Source organism: Paenibacillus sp. FSL H8-0261 (assembly GCF_045040645.1).
In the GTDB taxonomy this organism is placed as follows: domain Bacteria; phylum Bacillota; class Bacilli; order Paenibacillales; family Paenibacillaceae; genus Paenibacillus_AQ.
Map to the genome: position 1 here is coordinate 1,114,238 of NZ_CP150297.1, position 17,809 is coordinate 1,132,046.

The following is a 17,809-nucleotide window of genomic DNA, read 5'->3' on the forward strand; positions in this document are numbered from 1 at the left end:
AATGAAAATCGTCATTGTAGATGATCATCCTCTAGTTAGAAGAGGGCTGGCATCCGTTATTTCGATGCAACCGAATGTGAAGTTTGCTGGAGAGGCGACGAACGGCCAAGAAGCGCTTCTTGTGATTGAGGAGACGCAGCCTGACCTTGTACTCATTGATCTTAAGCTAGCGGATGAATCAGGACTTGATGTCATCAAGAAAGCGCGTGCTCGTGGAATCGTTAGTAAGTTTATTCTGCTGACATCATCTGCAAGCAGAGAGGATTTTCTGAAAGCTGAGGAAGTGCTGGTAGACGGATATGTACTGAAAGAGGCATTGCCAGAAGAGTTACTATTTGCTATCCAGTTGGTCCATAAAGGAAGAAAGTATTATGATCCTGGTCTGATGGAAGATAAGATGCGAATGAGTGAAAGCAGTCCGACAGATGAATTGACCCCGAAAGAGAAGGAAGTCTTAATCGAACTAGGACAGGGCGCTTGCAACAGAGAAATTGCCTCACGTCTTTTTATTAGTGAATTTACAGTGAAAAAGCATGTCAGTCAGATTTTAGCGAAATTACAGGTGGCAGATCGTACACAGGCAGCGCTTTACGCAAATGCTGTCGGATTGACCAAATATGAAATGTCTTATGAGTGAAAGTTGAACTAATTTATAAGCATTGTACATAAACACGGACTCGATGTCCGTGTTTTTTTGTGCGTCAAAACTTAAATTAGCCCTAAATATGGCGCTAAAGTATACCTCACCCCCCTCTTAAGGAGTACAACGTCTTACTCCAAAGTGAAGAGGAAAGTGATGATATGAGCCATGTGGCGAATGGTGTGGATTGATAGAATTAAAGCAACAACTGAAACTTTCATGAATGCTTTCAGAATGTAATTTTAGCGGAAGGAGGGTTACTGTGGAAAAGACGATTCTGGATTACATTAACCTGATTAAAAAAAGGTTTTGGCTCATCATGGTGTTCGTTTTGATCTCCTGTGCTACGACTTACTACGTTAGTAAAAACTTCGTTGAACCCGTCTATTCCGCTTCCGGACAGCTGCTTGTCAACAATATTGCCAAGGCTCCCGAGAGCAACAATCTTAATGATTTGAGCTTTAGCCTGAATTTAATTGAGAGTTACAAGGAAATTATGAAATCACCGACCATCATGAAAAGCGTAATAGAAAATCACCCGGAGTTTGGTCTGACGGCTGATGAACTAAGTCAGAAGCTTGAGATTAAAACTTCAGAGAAGAGCCAGGTGATCAACCTCAATGTTCAGGATGAAAGCTACACCAAAGCTGCCGGGATCGTAAATGCGGTATCGCAGACATTCATTCGTGAATTGCCATCGCTGATGAGGGTAGACAATGTTACCTTGCTGACACCGGCCGATCCGACTGATGTTCCAGGGCCCTCGAACGGCGGGTTTGCGATGAATCTCATCATCAGCTTTGTTGTATCGCTTATGGCTGCCCTAGGAATTATTTTGCTGATGGAAACTCTTAACGGCACATTAAGGTCTGAAAAGGAAGCGGAATATGACCTTGGTCTTCCGGTAATTGCTTCGATCGCAACCATTCGTAAACGCGATTTGGGTAAGGCAGCAGGCGGCAACACAAGAGTGAAGGAGGGTGCTTATGTTGCGGCTAAATAAGAGTCTGGTTACGGACGTTAATCCATCCTCGCATATCTCGGAATCGTTCCGATCGCTACGCACATATATACGCCAGCTTGGAATAGCGCAGGGTAGCGGAGGAAAAGTGCTACTCTTTACGTCAGCAGAAGCTGGAGCAGGCAAGACGACGATTTTGTCAAATCTAGCGGTGTCTTTCGTCCAGGATGGCAAGAAGGTAGCGGTGGTGGACTGCAATCTGCGACATCCCGGTCTTCATACAGTGTTTGAAGTAGAGGGTAGTGACGGGCTTGCGGCTTATTTAAGTGGGCAAGAGGAGGCGGATAACATCGCTGTCCTCGGAAATTTGGCCAATCTTTCGGTCATCCCGGCGGGTAAAACGCATGTTAGTCCGCCGGATTTGCTAGGTAACCCTAAAATGACCGCTTTGCTCGAGGAACTAAAAGAAAACTACGATCTGATCCTGCTGGATTCTCCTTCGGCAGTCGACTTCAGTGATGCTCGGATATTGGCGCCTCAAGCGGATGGTGTGATCCTGGTGGCCAGATACGGAAAGTCTAAACGGGAATCGATTCGCAAAGCGAAGACGCTGCTTGAACAGACCGGCTCTAATCTAATCGGAATTGCCATGAACCAGGCGAAGTAAATGTTTATGCTTTCGAAGTAAGTTTTGCTCGAAGTCAAATCATTGAAGCTAATGCTCACAAAACTTAAGTTTAGGCTTTCGAAGTGAGTTTTGTACGAAGTCAAATCATTGAAGCTAATGCTCACAAAACTTTTAGGAGGTAAAGTGCGATGAAAAAGGTAAAAAAAGTAATCATACCCGCGGCAGGACTAGGTACGCGCTTTCTTCCTGCAACGAAAGCCATGCCTAAAGAAATGCTTCCGATTATCAATAAACCGACCATTCAATACATTGTTGAGGAGGCTATTGCTTCCGGTATTGAAGATATCATCATTGTTACCGGTAAAGGTAAAAGAGCCATTGAGGATCATTTTGACAATGCGTTTGAGCTGGAGTCTAGGCTTCTGGAAGATGGAAAGCTGGATCTGCTTAAAGAGGTTCAGCGTTCAGCCAAGGTAGAAATTCACTATATCCGCCAGAAAGAACCGAAGGGTCTGGGGCATGCCGTATGGTGTGCAAGACGGTTTATCGGTGATGAGCCATTTGGTGTCATGTTAGGCGATGATATCGTCACAGGAGCAGTACCTTGCCTAAAGCAGCTGATCGATCAATATGAAGAAACACAAAACTCGGTTATCGGAGTTCAAGAGATTCCTGATGAATTCACGAATCGCTACGGTATTATTGAACCGGATTTACAGGACGGTAAATTGTATCGGGTTAACAATTTTGTAGAGAAGCCGCCACTAGGTACTGCGCCTTCCAATCTGGCAATCATGGGCCGGTATGTGTTTACTCCGAAGATCTTTAAGTATCTCGATTTGATGGAAGAAGGCGCTGGTGGAGAGATCCAGTTGACAGATGCCATTCAAAAGCTGAATCAGAGCGAACGGGTATATGCCTATAATTTTGACGGAACAAGATATGATGTCGGCGAGCGACTTGGATATATTTTGACAACACTTGAATTTGCACTGCAGAGCGAAGATTTGCGCTATCCGGTGATGGATGCAATGGCGGAATGGCTGAATAAAATGGGACAAACCAGCTTGAGTAGTTAAGTTGAGTTCGCAAAATTTTAGATGAGGAGGATGAGCATGCAAAAACTGCCGGAAGACTACGAGGCGGTCCTGCCGAAACTTTACATGCTGCATACCGATGAGAGAAGGAAAGAAGCGGAGTCCTATTTGATAATGAAACGGATGATCGATATCTTTTTTTCCGCTCTTGGTCTTCTCGTGTTAATGCCATTATTTGTTGTCGTGGCGATTCTGATCAAGCTGGAGGATCCGAAAGGAAAGGTGTTCTTTCGGCAAAACCGGGTTGGGAAGAATGAAAAGCAATTCCCGATGTATAAGTTCAGATCCATGGTTAGTAACGCTGAGGAGTTAAAAGAAAACCTGATGGCCTATAACGAAGTGAGCGGTGCCATGTTCAAGATTAAGAACGATCCGCGGATCACACAGATAGGGAGATTCCTGCGCAAGACGAGCATCGATGAGCTACCTCAGCTGTGGAATGTGCTGATAGGTCAAATGAGTCTGGTCGGTCCTCGTCCTCCGCTGCCTGAAGAGGTGGCTCAGTATACGGAATATGACAAACAGCGTTTGACGGTTACACCAGGCTGTACCGGATATTGGCAAGTAAATGCCCGAAATAGTGTCGGCTTCGACGAAATGGTACAGCTGGACTTAACCTACATCCATATTCGGAGCACCATGCTGGATCTAAAAATCATTGCTAAAACCGGACTGATGTTACTCGGTTCAAAAGATGCTTATTAATAATGTGGAAATTAGGTGAATGCCGATGCGTGAATACGGAGACGTTCCTAAGCTTTCCATTATCATCTGTACCTACAACAGAGCACCTTTATTGATCAAGACGCTTCAGTCACTTTTAAAGCTAGATCACTTAGAGCAGGCGGAGATCATTGTTGTGGATAACTGTTCCAGGGATGATACTGAAGCTTGCGTCAAAAAGTTTATAGGAAAGCATGGAGCTGATGTGGATATCCGCTACATGATGGAGCCGATGCAGGGGCTTTCAGCGGCTAGAAATACAGGAATTCTGGCTTCCAAATCGCCGCTGATTGCCTTTCTCGATGATGATGCGATACCTTGCCAGCGATGGATAACAACGATTGTCAGTACTTTCGAGAGTAAACCGGAGGTCATGGCTATGGGAGGCAAAATCGCTCCGATATTTGAAAGTAAACGTCCGGACTGGTTGATTAAACCCTTTGAGCTTCCGTACACGATTGTTGATTTAGGTAGCCGGATTAAGGAATATCCCAAGCAACTTCATCCTTGTGGGGCCAATATGGCGATGCGGAAGCTCGTATTCGACATCAGTCTTTTTCCCCTGGATCTCGGAAGAAAGGGTGATTCTCTACTCTCCGGTGAAGAGACCTGGTTATTCGGACAGATTCAAAAAGAAGGGCATTCCATCCTCTATCATCCGGAAATGGCAGTTGACCATTTCGTTCCGGCGGCCCGTTTGACGGAAGACTGGATTATGAGGCGCTATTATAGCCAAGGTATTTCTAACGCTATGAAAAGCGAAGGGTTAAAAGGCAAGCTAATTCTAGTGGGAAAGACAGCCGCTAAGCTCGTGTATATCCTGGCTGATTCTATCCTCTCAAGAAGTAAAGGAAGAAGGCTTTTGAACAAATGCAGGCTGGAGAGTATTCGTGGAACGCTTCATATGATTCTCAATCGGGAGAGGCATTCCGCAGCGGGGTGAGGGATTAACATGACAAATTTTGAGTGGGGCTCCAAATTAAATGTTTTGCCATACGGGATGCTCTATCTCATGTCGGCCCTGTTCTTTGGAACGGCGGTCATCTACCAGCCGATGATTGCGATAGCTGCCGTGCTTCTGATTATTTTGCTGGGAATCTCGATTTCACGGCCTGAACTGATCAGTTATTTCGTTCTAATCACGACGGCAATATCGATTAACTTTTTATATGATGGCAGCATGTTCGGAATGGAGATACTGTCCCTTTATAAATTGGTTATCGTGATGCTGCTTGTTCCTTGTATTCTGGTCAATGGTTTGCGGTTTCGTCTGAGTCACCCCTTGTGGGCAATGGTGGCGCTGCTGGTGATTACCTTTGGATCTTCGATCTGGCTGCCGGAAATGACCTCATCCATTGCAGTTAAAGCTTTTATCGGTCTATCGATTCCATTCGTATTTTTATTAATCAACTGGAAAAAGAATGTAGCCGAGCTGCAAATCAAAATTATCTGTATGCTTCCCCTTGTTAGTGTAGTGGTTGGTTTGTTGCTGCAGCTTGCGCATGTTCATAATTTTCTCAACATCGAGTATACAGGCGCTGTACGGATTCAGGGGGCTAATATTCCTGCGCATCTAGCGATGCTGGCCTTTATGGGAGTAGCGATTCCATTTATAGAGGTGAAGCGGAATCCGCAGCAAGCACGCTTTTTCTATATCATGTTAGTTCTAAATTTCTTTATCTTGATTGGAACAGGAACAAGAGGGCCTATATTGGCACTTGGACTTACCGTTCTCTATTACTTCTATGATATTCTTCGTCAATATTTGAAGGGCAGAACCTATCTGCTAATTCCGTTGTTGGGTGCATTTTTCCTGATTATGGTCGCCGTTTTCTGGCAGCTCGATAATTTTGAGAAACGTTCCTTTGAGAGACAGACAGATACGGCTGTTGATTTATCAGGAAGGTCAGAGGCATGGGAGTATTTCTTAAACAAGGCTGCGGACTCTCCTTGGTCTGGTAGAGGGCTTGGTGCAGTTACGGTAGCAAATGATGGAACATTGTACAAAGGTTTTGTGGTTCCGCACAACGAGTATATCCGCTTTTACTTCGATGGGGGATATATTGGCGCTATTCTGTTGATGTTCTCTTTATTGGCTGTGTTTATTCTGGTGTGCAGAGCATTGGCTTCACCGATCAAACCTTATTATTTGTTATTTATTGCAGCGTTTTTAATCTACTCATTCTCCGATAACACGCTGTCGACGGTCCAATTTATTATTCCGTTCTGTTGGTACCTGAACTGCCTGTATCGATCTTCACAGCCAACCGATTCCCCACAAAAAGAAGTGATACGATGAGTCAAGTGAACATGTTCGATGTCAATTTTGATAACTATGATTTCATGGATTTGCTTGATTACATTGATAAAACCATTCAGGAGAGGAATCAGTCTTATATCCTCACTTGCAATGTAGATCATGTGATCAAGCTTCGTAAGGATAAAGAATTTCAAACGGTATATTCGAAGGCAGGCGCAGTTGTTGCTGACGGAATGCCACTGATCTGGGCATCCAAAATGCTAGGCAAGCCGCTTAAGCAGAAGGTATCCGGCGCGGATCTATTTAATCGATTGGGCAACGCCTTTGAGCAAAGGAAGTACCGGCTGTTCTTCTTAGGCTCAGCTGAAGGCGTGGCGGAACGGGCAGCAATGAATCTAAAAACAGCGCATCCCGGAATAAATGTGGTTGGCTGTTATTCTCCATCCTATGGATTCGAGCACAATGAGGAGGAGAATGAACGCATTATAGAAATGCTGACAGAGTGCCAGCCAGATATCGTGTTTGTTGGTGTAGGAGCACCTAAGCAGGAAAAGTGGATTTACCGCCACTATACCTCTTATCAAGCTCCGATATCGATCGGAGTGGGAGCGACCTTTGATTTTCTGTCAGGCTCAGTGAAACGAGCGCCTAGCTTTATGCAAAAAACAGGGTTCGAATGGTTCTGGCGGCTAAGCCAGGAGCCGGGCCGGCTCTGGAAAAGATATCTTGTGGATGATGCACAATTTCTACTTTTATTACTTAAGGAACTGCGTAAGCGGGATAAGGTGAAGGAAGGAGGCTTGGAATGAGTGTATTTACGCCCCCATCACTTAGGTTCATCAAGACAGTTGGATTAATAGGGGGGACTGCAGCTGCAGGTGTCTCTCTTCCGCTGATCATCGGCTTCTCCAGTGCGATGCTGAGTTCATCGAACAGTCTGCAGGGAGCCATTCTCTCAGCCATCCTATTCCCGGCTTTCTTGCTAGCCATACTTAGACCGAAAATGCTGGTTGCTTATACCTTGCTAATCTGGGCCGTAGCTCCAGAGCTGCGCCGCATTGCTGACTGGTCAGAAGGAGTGTATCACTCTGTATCCTTGCTGAGCTTAGCTCCCTTGTTAACCGGTGTAACCTTGATTATTCCGCTGCTGAAGGAGATTCATAATATTCAAAAAGCCTCCACGCGGATCATGTTAATGTTCGCAGTTGCGCTGGGTTATGGTGCTTTAATCGGTTTGGCTAAGAATGGCATGGGCTCAGTTTATGACTTAGCGAATTATATTGTGCCACTGCTGTTATTACCGTACTTTGCCGTTACGAAGTTCAAGCCGAAGGATATCGATCGATTGCTTACCGCTTTTGCCAATATTGCAGTCCTAGTTGCCATTTACGGGATTGTTCAGTATTTGACGGTGCCACCTTGGGATGTGTTCTGGATGAAATATGCGGATATGATGTCCATCGGAAATCCATATCCATTGGAAATTCGAGTGTTCTCTACGCTGAATTCGCCGGGACCGGCTGCAACCTTCTTAGCGTTTGCTTTAGTTCCGATGATACTGGAGAAAAAATGGCGGGGAACATTGCGCTGGATCGGCGTGCTGCTGGTTGTAATCTGCCTGCTGACTACTTTAGTACGCGCGGCATGGCTGATTCTTCTGGTGATGCTGCTCATGTACATTGGAACCTCTCCTTCTAAGGGAAAGTGGAAAACCTTGATCCAATTAGTTTTTGTGGCTGCTGCGTTGTTCTGGGTTGTACCGAAATTGCCTGGCGCCGAAGGACTGGTTGCTCGGGTAGAGACACTTTCTTCTGTTCAGGAAGATCACTCTTATAATGAACGGCTTAGCTTATGGCAAAACATGCTGCCGATGGTCGCCGCCAATCCAGTAGGTAAGGGAATCGGTAGTGTAGGCCAAGGGACTAAGCTTGGTAATGACGGCGAGCTTGGAGAGTACGGAATTATGGATAACGGAGTTATCGCCTTACTGCTTACCTTTGGTATTCTGGGTGCTGTTTTCTTCTTCGGAGCTTTAGGCGCAGTTGTCAAACAGATATTCGCTAGAGTAATCAGCAGGGACCAATTGCAGCCCTACGCCCGACTTGCTCTTGCTACTTGGACCGGTGCGATAGTCAGTTTGGTATCAGATAATGGGTTTCCCGGACTCAAGGGATACTTAATCTGGATGCTGATCGGTCTTGGCCTCAGCGCAAGGGAGATTACACAAAGTAGAAGGAAGGGAACACCGTATGCAGCAATTGAATGCAAAATCTCTCCCCGCTAGAACAATCTGGTCATCTTTTAGATTGTTCGCGAAGAGTAAGGACAACAGCTCGGCAGCCGTGAAGACAATGTTTGTCAGTGTCATGATCCTACTGATTAACATGTTAACGGGTGTACTGACCGCCCGTTATCTTGGACCGACAGGACGTGGGGAACAAACGGCAATGATTAACTGGTCACAGTTTCTGGCCTTTAGCATGAGCTTTGGGATTCCATCAGCTCTGATTTATAACGCTAAGAAAAACCCGGAGGATGCCGGAGTGCTTTATCGTATGGCATTGCTGCTCGGCATCATTTTTGGGGTCATAGCGATGATTATAGGCATAGTGGTCTTACCCTATTGGCTGAAATCCTTCAGTCCGGAGGTTGTGACCTTTGCCCAGTGGTCAATGATTCTGTGTCCGATTATAGTGATCTCTCAAATTAACAATGCAGCTTTTCAATTCAGAGGTGAATACAAGAGGTTTAATTGGATTCGCTATCTAGTGCCGTTGCTTACACTGACGATGATCGGGATATTGATCGCGCTGGATCGGATGAATCCATTTACAACTGCAGTTGCCTATCTTCTTCCTGGAGCGCCGCTGTTTATCGGAATGACGATTTCCTTGCTTCGTACCTATAAGGTGAAGATGAGAGGGGCCTATCAGAATTTAAAAAGATTGTTTACTTACGGGCTTGGTTCCTACGGCAATGACTTGCTTGGCAATTTCTCTTATTATATCGATCAGATCGTAATTGCCGGTTTGTTAAGACCTGCTGATCTGGGGCTGTATGTAGTGGCTGTGAGTCTATCGCGAATGGTTAATTTTTTCTCAAGCTCGATTACTATCGTACTGTTTCCCAAGGCCTCTGAGCTGTCCAAAGAACAGGCAGTTGAGTTAACATTCAAAGCCTTTCGCATAAGTACGACTTTCACCATGCTTGGCGGAGTAGTCCTGATGCTCTTAGCCCCTTTAGTAATTCCGTTGATGTATGGCAAAGACTTCAATGCGGCATTAACCGTGTTTCGCTTATTGCTCCTTGAAGTGACTATTAGCGGGGGGACGATCATTCTGGCGCAGGCCTTTATGGCGCTAGGCAAGCCGAAAATTGTTTCGATGCTTCAAGGTTTTGGCTTACTCTTGGTTATCCCAATGTTGTTCCTGCTCATCCCTAAGTTTGGCTTACTCGGAGCAGGGATAGCGATGCTGTCATCAGCAATCCTGCGATTCTTCTTCATTGTTCTCAATATAAAGTACACCTTAAAAGTTAAACTACCCCGGCTGCTCATTACCCGGGAGGACATCCAGTGGATGAAGACGACGATGAATTCTTACATTCGCAAGAAACCGATGGATATGAATGGATAATGCGAAAGACAAAGGAGGAAACCTTCATGGATTCAGTAAAAAGCGTGGTAGGCGGCCAAGGCAATTATCCAATATCGGCTGTCATCATCGCTCAGGATGACGAAGTTCGAATATCTAAGGCCATACAATCCTGCAGGTTATTCGCCGACGAGGTGATTGTGATTGACGGAGGCAGCAAAGACGGGACAGTTCAGCTTTCCGAAAGCTTGAATTGTCGTGTATACGTCAACCCATGGCCCGGATATGCGAAACAGAGGGAGTTCGGAGTAGAACGCGCGGTTCATGATTGGGTCTTCCTTATTGATACTGACGAAGTGGTCAGCGACGAGTTGGCCGCAAGTATTCTTGAACTGAAACCGGGGCTTAAGGATCAATCGGTTGCCTATTCTATCTACCGGATCGGTGATTTTATGGGCAGATGGCTGGATCGTGGCGAATATCTAGTGCGCCTTTACAACCGCAAAGCGTATGGAATTCGAAACAGCTTGGTGCACGAGATGCCCGAGGTTTCTGAAGAACGAACTATACGTTTGACAGGAACTCTCTGGCATTATGGTTACCGCAGTATTAACGATCATGTGGCACGTTTCAATAAGTATACTGACTTGGAAGCTGAAAGTGCGTATGCCAAGGGCAAACGATTTCGGGTCAGTCATCTGCTGTTAAGACCGCCAGCCCGTTTCCTGCAAAAGTATTTCTTACACGGTTTGTTCAAGAAGGGAATGTCAGGTTTCGGTGTATCCGTATTCTGGGTCATGTATGAATTCATGGTCGGCTTCAAGCATTACGAATTAGTTAGATCGGGAAAGCTGACTCAGCACAATGCGAAGACGAGTCAGACCGAGAAGGAGAATAAAGGAGAGAGAAGCTATGCCGTACAGTGACGGATTGAACATTATGACGACTGGCCTTAGCTGGCCGTCGCTACAGCCGGGTGGGCTTAACACGTATTTCAAATCCGTTTGCGAGCAACTCTCCTCACGTAATAGGGTGCATGCGCTGATTTGCAGTCAAGAAACGCCAGCTACCCCTGAGGAATTGATTATTCACAATGCCGGAGATCCAAAAGATGGGATCTGGAAACGTAAGGATGCTTTCCAACGTAAGGCGGCCGATCTGATGGGAGAGGGCAGTGGCCGTATAGATATTTTATACACTCACTTTGCTCCTTATGGTATTGGTCCAGCCTTGGAAGCAAAGAAACGCGGGATTCCTGTAGTGATGACTTTTCATGGCCCATGGAATGAAGAAATGAAAATCGAAGGCCAAGGCATTAAGCACCGGGTCAAAACAACCATCGCCAAATCCATTGAACATAGAGCCTATAAGCTTGCGGATAAGTTCATCGTGCTTAGTGAGACGTTCCGCGATATTCTCCATAAGCTGCACGGAGTGCCACTACACAAAATTATTGTGATTCCAGGTGCAGCTAATGTGGAACGTTTTATTCCCGCTACGAATCGATTGGCGATTCGACGAAGCTTAAATTTACCTGAGGGAGCAACAACCGTGCTGACTGTTCGGCGGTTGGTCAATCGGATGGGACTACTACAGCTGCTTGAAGCCTGGAAGCAAGTTGCGGAGCGTTTCCCGAATGCAATTCTGCTGATTGGTGGTAAAGGGCCGTTGCGGGGAGAACTGGAAGAAAAGATCGCCGACTATGGCTTAAGCAATAAGGTAAGACTGCTAGGCTACATTCCCGATCATGAACTAGCCTCTTATTATCAGGCAGCGGATATGTTCGTGGTTCCCTCACAGGCATTGGAGGGCTTTGGTTTGATTACCGTTGAAGCTTTATCTACAGGATTGCCAGTGATGGCTACACCGATTGGCGGCAATAAGGAAATATTGCAAGGCTTCCGGCCGGAATTACTATTTAAGAGTTCAAGTAGTGACCACATGGCTGAAGGTATGATCCATATGCTTAGCAATCGAAAGCTGCTTCCGAGCCGGGATGAATGTAGAGAGCATGTACTGGAGAGATATACCTGGGAGCATGTTACGGATCAAGTAGAATCCGTGTTCCTGCAAGCTTTAGGAGAGGAGGTGACCACGTAATGCTTAGAGTGGCCTATATAGATCACACTGCTAAATGGAGTGGTGGAGAAGTTGCCCTGTTTAACATCCTTACCCATATTGGAGAACAGATCGATCCACTGGTAATTCTGGCTGAGGATGGTGCGCTGGCTGAACGGCTACGTGAAAAAGGGATGGATGTCCGTATTATTCCACTGGATGAGAGCATCAGAAGTCGTGGGAGAAATGCAGTCAACTTGGGAGCACCTGCTGCAGCCTTCAAGCTGTTGGCTTATGGCCGCAAGCTTGTGCCGCTCTTAAAAGCGGAGAAGGTAGATTGCGTGCACACCAACTCCCTAAAATCTGCATTATACGGAGCCATCGCTGCAAAAATAGCGGGCGTTCCATTGATCTGGCACATCCGGGATCATATTGGGGCCCCTTATTTAAAGCCTATCGTTGCCAAAGGCATTCGTTTGCTGTCACGCCTGCTCCCCAATGGAGTCATCGCGAATTCACATTCTACACTGAATGCTTTGGAGCTGCCGCGATCGAAAAAAACGCTGGTCGTATACTCCGCATTCGCTAAAGCGATTGGTAATGGGATCGGTATGCGGGACCAGAAGGATTTCAACGTATTGCTAGTTGGTCGATTGGCGCATTGGAAGGGTCAGCATATTGTGCTGGAAGCCGCAAAAAGCTTTAAGAACGAACCTCGTGTGAAGTTCTGGCTGGCCGGAGACGCTCTGTTTGGAGAAGAGGCTTATAAGCAGGAATTGCTTCAAAAGATAACAAACGACGAGCTTACTAATGTAAGCATGCTAGGGCATGTGGATGATATTCAAGGCCTTATGAATACTGCTGATTTACTGATTCACACTTCGGTAACTCCTGAGCCTTTTGGCCAAGTTATCGTTGAAGGAATGGCAGCGGGATTACCGGTGATCGCCTCCAATGAAGGCGGGCCGGTAGAAATTGTAGTTCAAGGTGAGACAGGACTACTGATAGAGCCTGGTGACGCGGCGATACTGGCAGACTCCATTAAATGGATGCTGGATCACCCAGAGGAAAGACGGCGGATGGCGGACAATGGGATGAAACGAGTGAAAGAGCATTTTGTTATCGAGAATACGGTCAAGGACATCGTTGACTACTATAAAGGTTTGTTGGCGAGCACCTGACAGATGATATGACGCGGTAATTCTGAAGATGATGCTCCATAAAACTTTGAGGATGATTCACATGAAAATTGCGATAGCGCATGATTACTTAATCCAAATGGGCGGCGCGGAAAGAGTGGTGGAAGTCTTTCATCACATGTATCCCGAGGCTCCAATCTACACAACGGTTTTTAATGGAAGCCGCCTTACTGACAATCTCAAAGATGCGGATATCCGTGCCTCCTGGCTGCAAAAGATTCCGGGGGTAAAGACCAATTTTAAAGGGGTGCTGCCACTTTATCCAATGGCCATCCGTGATTTGGACTTTCGCGGTTTCGATATCGTCCTGAGTTCCAGCAGTGCTTTTATGAAAAGTATTCAAGTTCCTAAACATACGTTTCATCTTTGTTACTGCCATACGCCTATGCGCTTCGCATGGGATTATGACACCTACATGGAACGTCAGTCGAATTCCGGGTTGTTCAAGAAAATGCTTAAGGTATACATGCAGCAGCTCAAAACGTGGGACCAGCGAACTTCCAAAAATGTGAATCAGTTCGTAGCCAATTCATCAGTAGTGAAGACGAGGATTCAGAATTATTATCACCGGGATGCAGATGTCATATTTCCACCGATTAATACAGCTCGGTTTACAAGCTCTTCAACCATTGGTGACTATTATTTAATTGTCTCCCGGCTTGTTTCCTACAAGCGGATTGATCTGGCAGTAGAGGCTTTTAACCGTAACGGACTTAAGCTTTATATCGTAGGGGATGGACCAGATCGCAAGCGTCTCGAAGGCATGGCTAAGGATAATGTATCGTTTCTGGGCCGGCTTGAAGATGAGCAAGTGACTGGAATGATGGCACAGTGTAGAGCGTTCATTTTTCCAGGAGAAGAGGACTTTGGAATTACACCGCTGGAAGCGAACGCTGCAGGAAGACCGGTAATTGCTTATCAAGCAGGTGGGGCACTAGATACTATTATTCCTTATGTAAATGGTGTGTTCTTTCAGCATCAAGAAGTGGAGGATCTGCTTAAGGCTATTTATGAAGTAGAGTCCTACGCTTGGGATATCGATCAAATTATGGAGCATGCACGTAAATTCGATGAGCAGGCGTTTATGGTTAAGTTCAAGCAGTATGTTGAGCAGGCCTACGTCAATTTTCTAAAAGGAGGATGATTGTATGAAGCTGACAGTAATCGGTACTGGGTATGTGGGTCTTGTATCTGGCGTGTGCTTTGCACTGGGCGGACATCATGTCATCTGTGTGGATAAGGACGAGGAAAAGATTAAGAAGCTGAAACAGATGGAATCGCCCATCTATGAGCCGGGAATCGAGGAACTGATTGAACTGAATCTTCGTGAGGAACGGTTATCTTTTTCTGCAGATCTTCAGAATTCGGTGCGGCATTCAGATATTATCATTCTTGCTGTAGGTACGCCATCGCTGCCTAATGGTGAAGCTGACTTAACCTACATTGAGGGTGCAGCTGCTGAAATCGCTAAAGCGATGGACGGGCACAAAATTATAATGACTAAATCTACAGTTCCCGTAGGGACAAATGAGAAAATCTCCAAAATGCTCTCTAAGTTTACCCATCATTCTTTTGATATCGTGTCTGCTCCCGAGTTTTTACGTGAAGGGTCAGCGATTCGCGATACCCTCCATCCCGACAGAATTGTCATTGGTCTTGATAATCCAGAGCTGGAACCAACCATGCGCGAGCTTCATAAGGGTTTCACTGAAAATGTATTTGTAACAGATATACGCAGTGCTGAAATGATCAAATATGCTTCAAATGCATTTTTGGCCACGAAGATTTCCTTTATTAACGAGATCGCCAATATATGTGAAAAAGTGGGAGCTGATGTAACCGAGGTAGCACAAGGAATGGGTATGGACCAAAGAATCGGGTCATCCTTCCTGCAGGCTGGCATCGGTTATGGAGGCTCCTGTTTCCCGAAAGACACTAATGCGCTCATTCAAATTGCGGGCAACGTCGATTACGAATTCAAATTATTGAAATCTGTAGTCGAAGTGAACAAGGGACAACGGTTTATGATCATCTCCAAGCTGCATGAATCACTTGGCAGCCTGCGCGGTGCGACGATTGGGATATGGGGGCTTGCCTTTAAGCCTAATACTGATGATGTCCGCGAAGCTCCAGCCAGAGAGATTGTTGAGGCACTGGTGGCTGAAGGGGCAACAGTCAAACTATATGATCCAATTGCAGCTACAAATTTCAGGCAGCAATATGATCATCCGCAGCTTCGCTGGTGCAATCTGCCTGAGGAAGCGGCTGAGGGCAGCGACGCCGTATGCCTCCTGACGGATTGGAGCCTACTTAAGGAGATTGATCTGCATCAGCTGGCGAAAAGCATGCGTAATGGGGTATTGATCGATGGACGCAACGTGTATTCCAAGGAGCAAATCGAGGGTACCGGCCTCGTTTATCATTCTGTCGGCCGTCCGCAGATGGGTGGATTGAGCGGTTATTCTGCTAGTGTGGCTGGAGCGGTTTAATCTATATATATTGAACTTGAGATTTTTGTGTTAAGTGTCAGTCGCAACTGCGGTGAATGTTTGGACTTCCAGCCGCTCTTGTTTCCAGATTTCTTGATTTATATCGCTTAATAGCGGATGAAATCCGGAAAAGCTTATGCTTACGAAGTGAGCTTTCCTACGGAAAGCTTTTAGGCGGACGCTATCGCTCCTACAGTTCCAAAATTCCCCTCCGTCACTCCGTTCCCTTATCATAAGTTTTAAGCAATTTATAAAGTTAGAGTACTCTGATTGTTTATCGCAGTAGCAGATAACCTTGTTGTTGTAGTAGTACTTGCGTTGGCTGCTGCCTCCATAGGAGCAGAAGCAAATCTTTAGAAAAACGTGCTGCCTTCCGGCTGGTACAGCCCGGTGCAGTACGGTTCAAGCATTTAGAGGAAGTTGGTTAGGTAAAGAACGGAAAGGGAATTTGGAACTGTAGAAACGGAGTGTTCGCCTTTATCCTCGGATTTCTACCGCTGGCGGCGGTTCAAATCAGGAAATCTGAGGATAACAGCGATCGGAAGTCCAAAATCCCTTGGAGTGGTTCATACCTAATAAATTTTTTTAAAAATGCATCCGCTCGAACTAAGGCTAAGCGGAAGCTATACGTTTTGATAACAATTCAATTATGCTCATTTCCATATATTAAGGAGGGTTCATTCTATGAAAATGGTACTTCTATCAGGCGGTTCAGGTAAACGGTTATGGCCGTTGTCCAACGACTCACGTTCAAAGCAATTTCTAAAGGTACTTGAAAGCCCTCAAGGTGAACCAGAATCCATGGTACAACGTGTCTGGAGACAGCTGGAGGAAGCGGGGATGGCAGAATCATCTTATCTGGCTACCGGCCGCGGCCAAGTAGAAATGATACAAAGCCAACTGGGAAGTCATGTGCCGATTATTGTTGAACCGGAGCGTCGGGATACTTTTCCGGCTATCGCCTTAACAGCTACCTATCTTTATTCAGTGGCAGGTGTTTCTCCAGCGGAGACGGTAGCAATATTGCCTGTTGACCCTTATGTAGAAGCATCCTTTTTCGATACCATAGCTATGCTTGAGGGGACCATGCTGGAAAGTGGAGCAAATCTGGCACTAATGGGTGTTGTTCCTGAACATGCCTCAGAGAAATACGGATATATTATTCCTACCACAGAAGAGGCGGGGGGGAATGGTTTTATGAAGGTGAGTCACTTTCAAGAGAAACCAGACCGCATACAAGCAGAACAGCTCATCGAGCAAAATGCATTGTGGAATTGCGGAGTGTTTGCCTTCCGCTTAGGGTACTTGTTAGATATTTTGCAGCGTAAAGGGTTGCCTTTAGGATATGAAGAATTGCAGAAGCAGTATAAGCTATTGTCTTCCATCAGCTTTGATTATGAAGTGGTGGAGAAAGAAGAACATATTGTGGTGCAGCCGTATGATGGATTCTGGAAGGACCTTGGAACGTGGAATACGCTGACAGAGGAAATGAGCAGCAAGCATGTAGGAAAAGGTTTTGTAACGGCGGATTCTGAGGGGACTTGCTTGATTAATGAGCTGGATATTCCGATTACGGTAATTGGTGCGAAGGATCTGATCATTGCGGCTAGCCCGGATGGGATTCTAGTTACCCATAAAGCTGAGAGCCCACGGATTAAAGAAGTGCTGAAGACCTTTGAACAAAGACCGATGTACGAGGAACGCCGCTGGGGCCATTACAAAGTTATTGATTATGTGAAATATGATGAAGGCAATGAAGTGCTGACCAAACGGATTTTTATATCCGAGGGGAATAATATCAGCTATCAATTACATCGCAAGCGTAGTGAAATTTGGACAATCGTCAGCGGCGAAGCAAGTATTGTGCTGAATGAGAAAAAACATAATGTGAAGGCTGGGGACGTGGTACGTATACCGGAAGGAACGAAGCACGCGATCCTTGCTTTGACGGATGTCGAGTTTATAGAGGTACAGACGGGTTCTGAATTAGTAGAAGAAGATAACATTCGTATTACTTTAGACTGGAATGATATAGAACTACAACAATTCATTTCATAGGTCTAACCTATCTATTTAACCAATCCAAAATTTCTTGAAACAGGTAAATTGACTCAATTATCAAAAAAAGTCATAAAAACACTAAATATATCATTAATTGTCG

Annotated in this window: 16 protein-coding genes; all 16 read left to right on the forward strand. The window is 45.6% G+C overall.

Annotated features, from left to right (window positions below; all coding sequences use genetic code 11):
- The first annotated feature begins 1 nt into the window (after position 1).
- The 16 genes from MHI27_RS04835 to MHI27_RS04910 all read left to right on the forward strand — a co-directional run bounded on the left by MHI27_RS04835 (position 2) and on the right by MHI27_RS04910 (position 17,706).
- A complete protein-coding gene (locus MHI27_RS04835) occupies positions 2-637 on the forward strand; it encodes a response regulator transcription factor (RefSeq protein ID WP_042185164.1) in 636 nt (211 codons plus the stop codon).
- 265 nt (positions 638-902) lie between these two features.
- Positions 903-1,643: a Wzz/FepE/Etk N-terminal domain-containing protein gene (locus MHI27_RS04840; protein WP_339245129.1), complete on the forward strand. Its 741-nt coding sequence runs from the start codon at positions 903-905 to the stop codon at positions 1,641-1,643.
- Complete coding sequence (locus tag MHI27_RS04845; protein WP_042185169.1) at positions 1,627-2,268, forward strand: CpsD/CapB family tyrosine-protein kinase; 642 nt, start codon at positions 1,627-1,629, stop codon at positions 2,266-2,268. Before MHI27_RS04840 ends, MHI27_RS04845 begins: the two co-directional genes overlap by 17 nt.
- Before the next feature lie 149 nt (positions 2,269-2,417).
- Positions 2,418-3,308 (forward strand): UTP--glucose-1-phosphate uridylyltransferase GalU, encoded by an 891-nt coding sequence (galU, locus tag MHI27_RS04850; protein WP_042185171.1) that lies wholly within the window; start codon positions 2,418-2,420, stop codon positions 3,306-3,308.
- Between the two features lie 30 nt (positions 3,309-3,338).
- Positions 3,339-4,031, forward strand: coding sequence for a sugar transferase (locus MHI27_RS04855; RefSeq protein WP_042124430.1), 693 nt, complete (start codon positions 3,339-3,341; stop codon positions 4,029-4,031).
- Positions 4,032-4,056: 25 nt separating this feature from the next.
- On the forward strand, positions 4,057-4,992 hold the full coding sequence (locus tag MHI27_RS04860) for a glycosyltransferase (protein WP_405175727.1): 936 nt from the start codon (positions 4,057-4,059) through the stop codon (positions 4,990-4,992).
- Positions 4,993-5,001: 9 nt separating this feature from the next.
- Positions 5,002-6,348 (forward strand): O-antigen ligase family protein, encoded by a 1,347-nt coding sequence (locus MHI27_RS04865; RefSeq protein WP_405175728.1) that lies wholly within the window; start codon positions 5,002-5,004, stop codon positions 6,346-6,348.
- The gene (locus MHI27_RS04870; RefSeq protein ID WP_036676606.1) at positions 6,345-7,118 is read left to right on the forward strand and encodes a WecB/TagA/CpsF family glycosyltransferase; all 774 of its coding nucleotides are present in this window, start codon (positions 6,345-6,347) and stop codon (positions 7,116-7,118) included. The genes MHI27_RS04865 and MHI27_RS04870 overlap by 4 nt, the downstream gene beginning before the upstream one ends.
- Complete coding sequence (locus tag MHI27_RS04875; protein WP_405175729.1) at positions 7,115-8,593, forward strand: O-antigen ligase family protein; 1,479 nt, start codon at positions 7,115-7,117, stop codon at positions 8,591-8,593. Before MHI27_RS04870 ends, MHI27_RS04875 begins: the two co-directional genes overlap by 4 nt.
- The gene (locus MHI27_RS04880; RefSeq protein ID WP_339268995.1) at positions 8,559-9,944 is read left to right on the forward strand and encodes an oligosaccharide flippase family protein; all 1,386 of its coding nucleotides are present in this window, start codon (positions 8,559-8,561) and stop codon (positions 9,942-9,944) included. Before MHI27_RS04875 ends, MHI27_RS04880 begins: the two co-directional genes overlap by 35 nt.
- A 26-nt stretch (positions 9,945-9,970) precedes the next feature.
- Positions 9,971-10,828: a glycosyltransferase family 2 protein gene (locus MHI27_RS04885; protein ID WP_405175730.1), complete on the forward strand. Its 858-nt coding sequence runs from the start codon at positions 9,971-9,973 to the stop codon at positions 10,826-10,828.
- Positions 10,815-12,002, forward strand: coding sequence for a glycosyltransferase family 4 protein (locus tag MHI27_RS04890; RefSeq protein ID WP_405175731.1), 1,188 nt, complete (start codon positions 10,815-10,817; stop codon positions 12,000-12,002). The genes MHI27_RS04885 and MHI27_RS04890 overlap by 14 nt, the downstream gene beginning before the upstream one ends.
- Positions 12,002-13,141: a glycosyltransferase family 4 protein gene (locus tag MHI27_RS04895; protein WP_405175732.1), complete on the forward strand. Its 1,140-nt coding sequence runs from the start codon at positions 12,002-12,004 to the stop codon at positions 13,139-13,141. Before MHI27_RS04890 ends, MHI27_RS04895 begins: the two co-directional genes overlap by 1 nt.
- A 61-nt stretch (positions 13,142-13,202) precedes the next feature.
- Positions 13,203-14,303, forward strand: a complete 1,101-nt coding sequence (locus tag MHI27_RS04900) for a glycosyltransferase (RefSeq protein ID WP_036676592.1) — start codon at positions 13,203-13,205, stop codon at positions 14,301-14,303.
- Positions 14,304-14,307: 4 nt separating this feature from the next.
- Positions 14,308-15,648 (forward strand): UDP-glucose dehydrogenase family protein, encoded by a 1,341-nt coding sequence (locus MHI27_RS04905; protein ID WP_405175733.1) that lies wholly within the window; start codon positions 14,308-14,310, stop codon positions 15,646-15,648.
- Positions 15,649-16,332: 684 nt separating this feature from the next.
- On the forward strand, positions 16,333-17,706 hold the full coding sequence (locus MHI27_RS04910) for a sugar phosphate nucleotidyltransferase (RefSeq protein ID WP_036676586.1): 1,374 nt from the start codon (positions 16,333-16,335) through the stop codon (positions 17,704-17,706).
- The last annotated feature ends 103 nt before the right edge of the window (positions 17,707-17,809 follow it).

What these genes read in the sequence shown, in the direction of transcription:
- MHI27_RS04900 (WP_036676592.1), top strand. Translation starts at nt 13,203, where the DNA reads ATGAAAATTGCGATAGCGCATGATTACTTAATCCAAATGGGCGGCGCG.
- MHI27_RS04835 (WP_042185164.1), top strand. Translation starts at nt 2, where the DNA reads ATGAAAATCGTCATTGTAGATGATCATCCTCTAGTTAGAAGAGGGCTG.
- MHI27_RS04845 (WP_042185169.1), top strand. Translation starts at nt 1,627, where the DNA reads ATGTTGCGGCTAAATAAGAGTCTGGTTACGGACGTTAATCCATCCTCG.
- MHI27_RS04875 (WP_405175729.1), top strand. Translation starts at nt 7,115, where the DNA reads ATGAGTGTATTTACGCCCCCATCACTTAGGTTCATCAAGACAGTTGGA.
- MHI27_RS04865 (WP_405175728.1), top strand. Translation starts at nt 5,002, where the DNA reads ATGACAAATTTTGAGTGGGGCTCCAAATTAAATGTTTTGCCATACGGG.
- MHI27_RS04905 (WP_405175733.1), top strand. Translation starts at nt 14,308, where the DNA reads ATGAAGCTGACAGTAATCGGTACTGGGTATGTGGGTCTTGTATCTGGC.
- MHI27_RS04895 (WP_405175732.1), top strand. Translation starts at nt 12,002, where the DNA reads ATGCTTAGAGTGGCCTATATAGATCACACTGCTAAATGGAGTGGTGGA.
- MHI27_RS04855 (WP_042124430.1), top strand. Translation starts at nt 3,339, where the DNA reads ATGAGCATGCAAAAACTGCCGGAAGACTACGAGGCGGTCCTGCCGAAA.
- MHI27_RS04885 (WP_405175730.1), top strand. Translation starts at nt 9,971, where the DNA reads ATGGATTCAGTAAAAAGCGTGGTAGGCGGCCAAGGCAATTATCCAATA.
- MHI27_RS04860 (WP_405175727.1), top strand. Translation starts at nt 4,057, where the DNA reads ATGCGTGAATACGGAGACGTTCCTAAGCTTTCCATTATCATCTGTACC.
- galU (WP_042185171.1), top strand. Translation starts at nt 2,418, where the DNA reads ATGAAAAAGGTAAAAAAAGTAATCATACCCGCGGCAGGACTAGGTACG.
- MHI27_RS04910 (WP_036676586.1), top strand. Translation starts at nt 16,333, where the DNA reads ATGAAAATGGTACTTCTATCAGGCGGTTCAGGTAAACGGTTATGGCCG.
- MHI27_RS04870 (WP_036676606.1), top strand. Translation starts at nt 6,345, where the DNA reads ATGAGTCAAGTGAACATGTTCGATGTCAATTTTGATAACTATGATTTC.
- MHI27_RS04880 (WP_339268995.1), top strand. Translation starts at nt 8,559, where the DNA reads ATGCAGCAATTGAATGCAAAATCTCTCCCCGCTAGAACAATCTGGTCA.
- MHI27_RS04890 (WP_405175731.1), top strand. Translation starts at nt 10,815, where the DNA reads ATGCCGTACAGTGACGGATTGAACATTATGACGACTGGCCTTAGCTGG.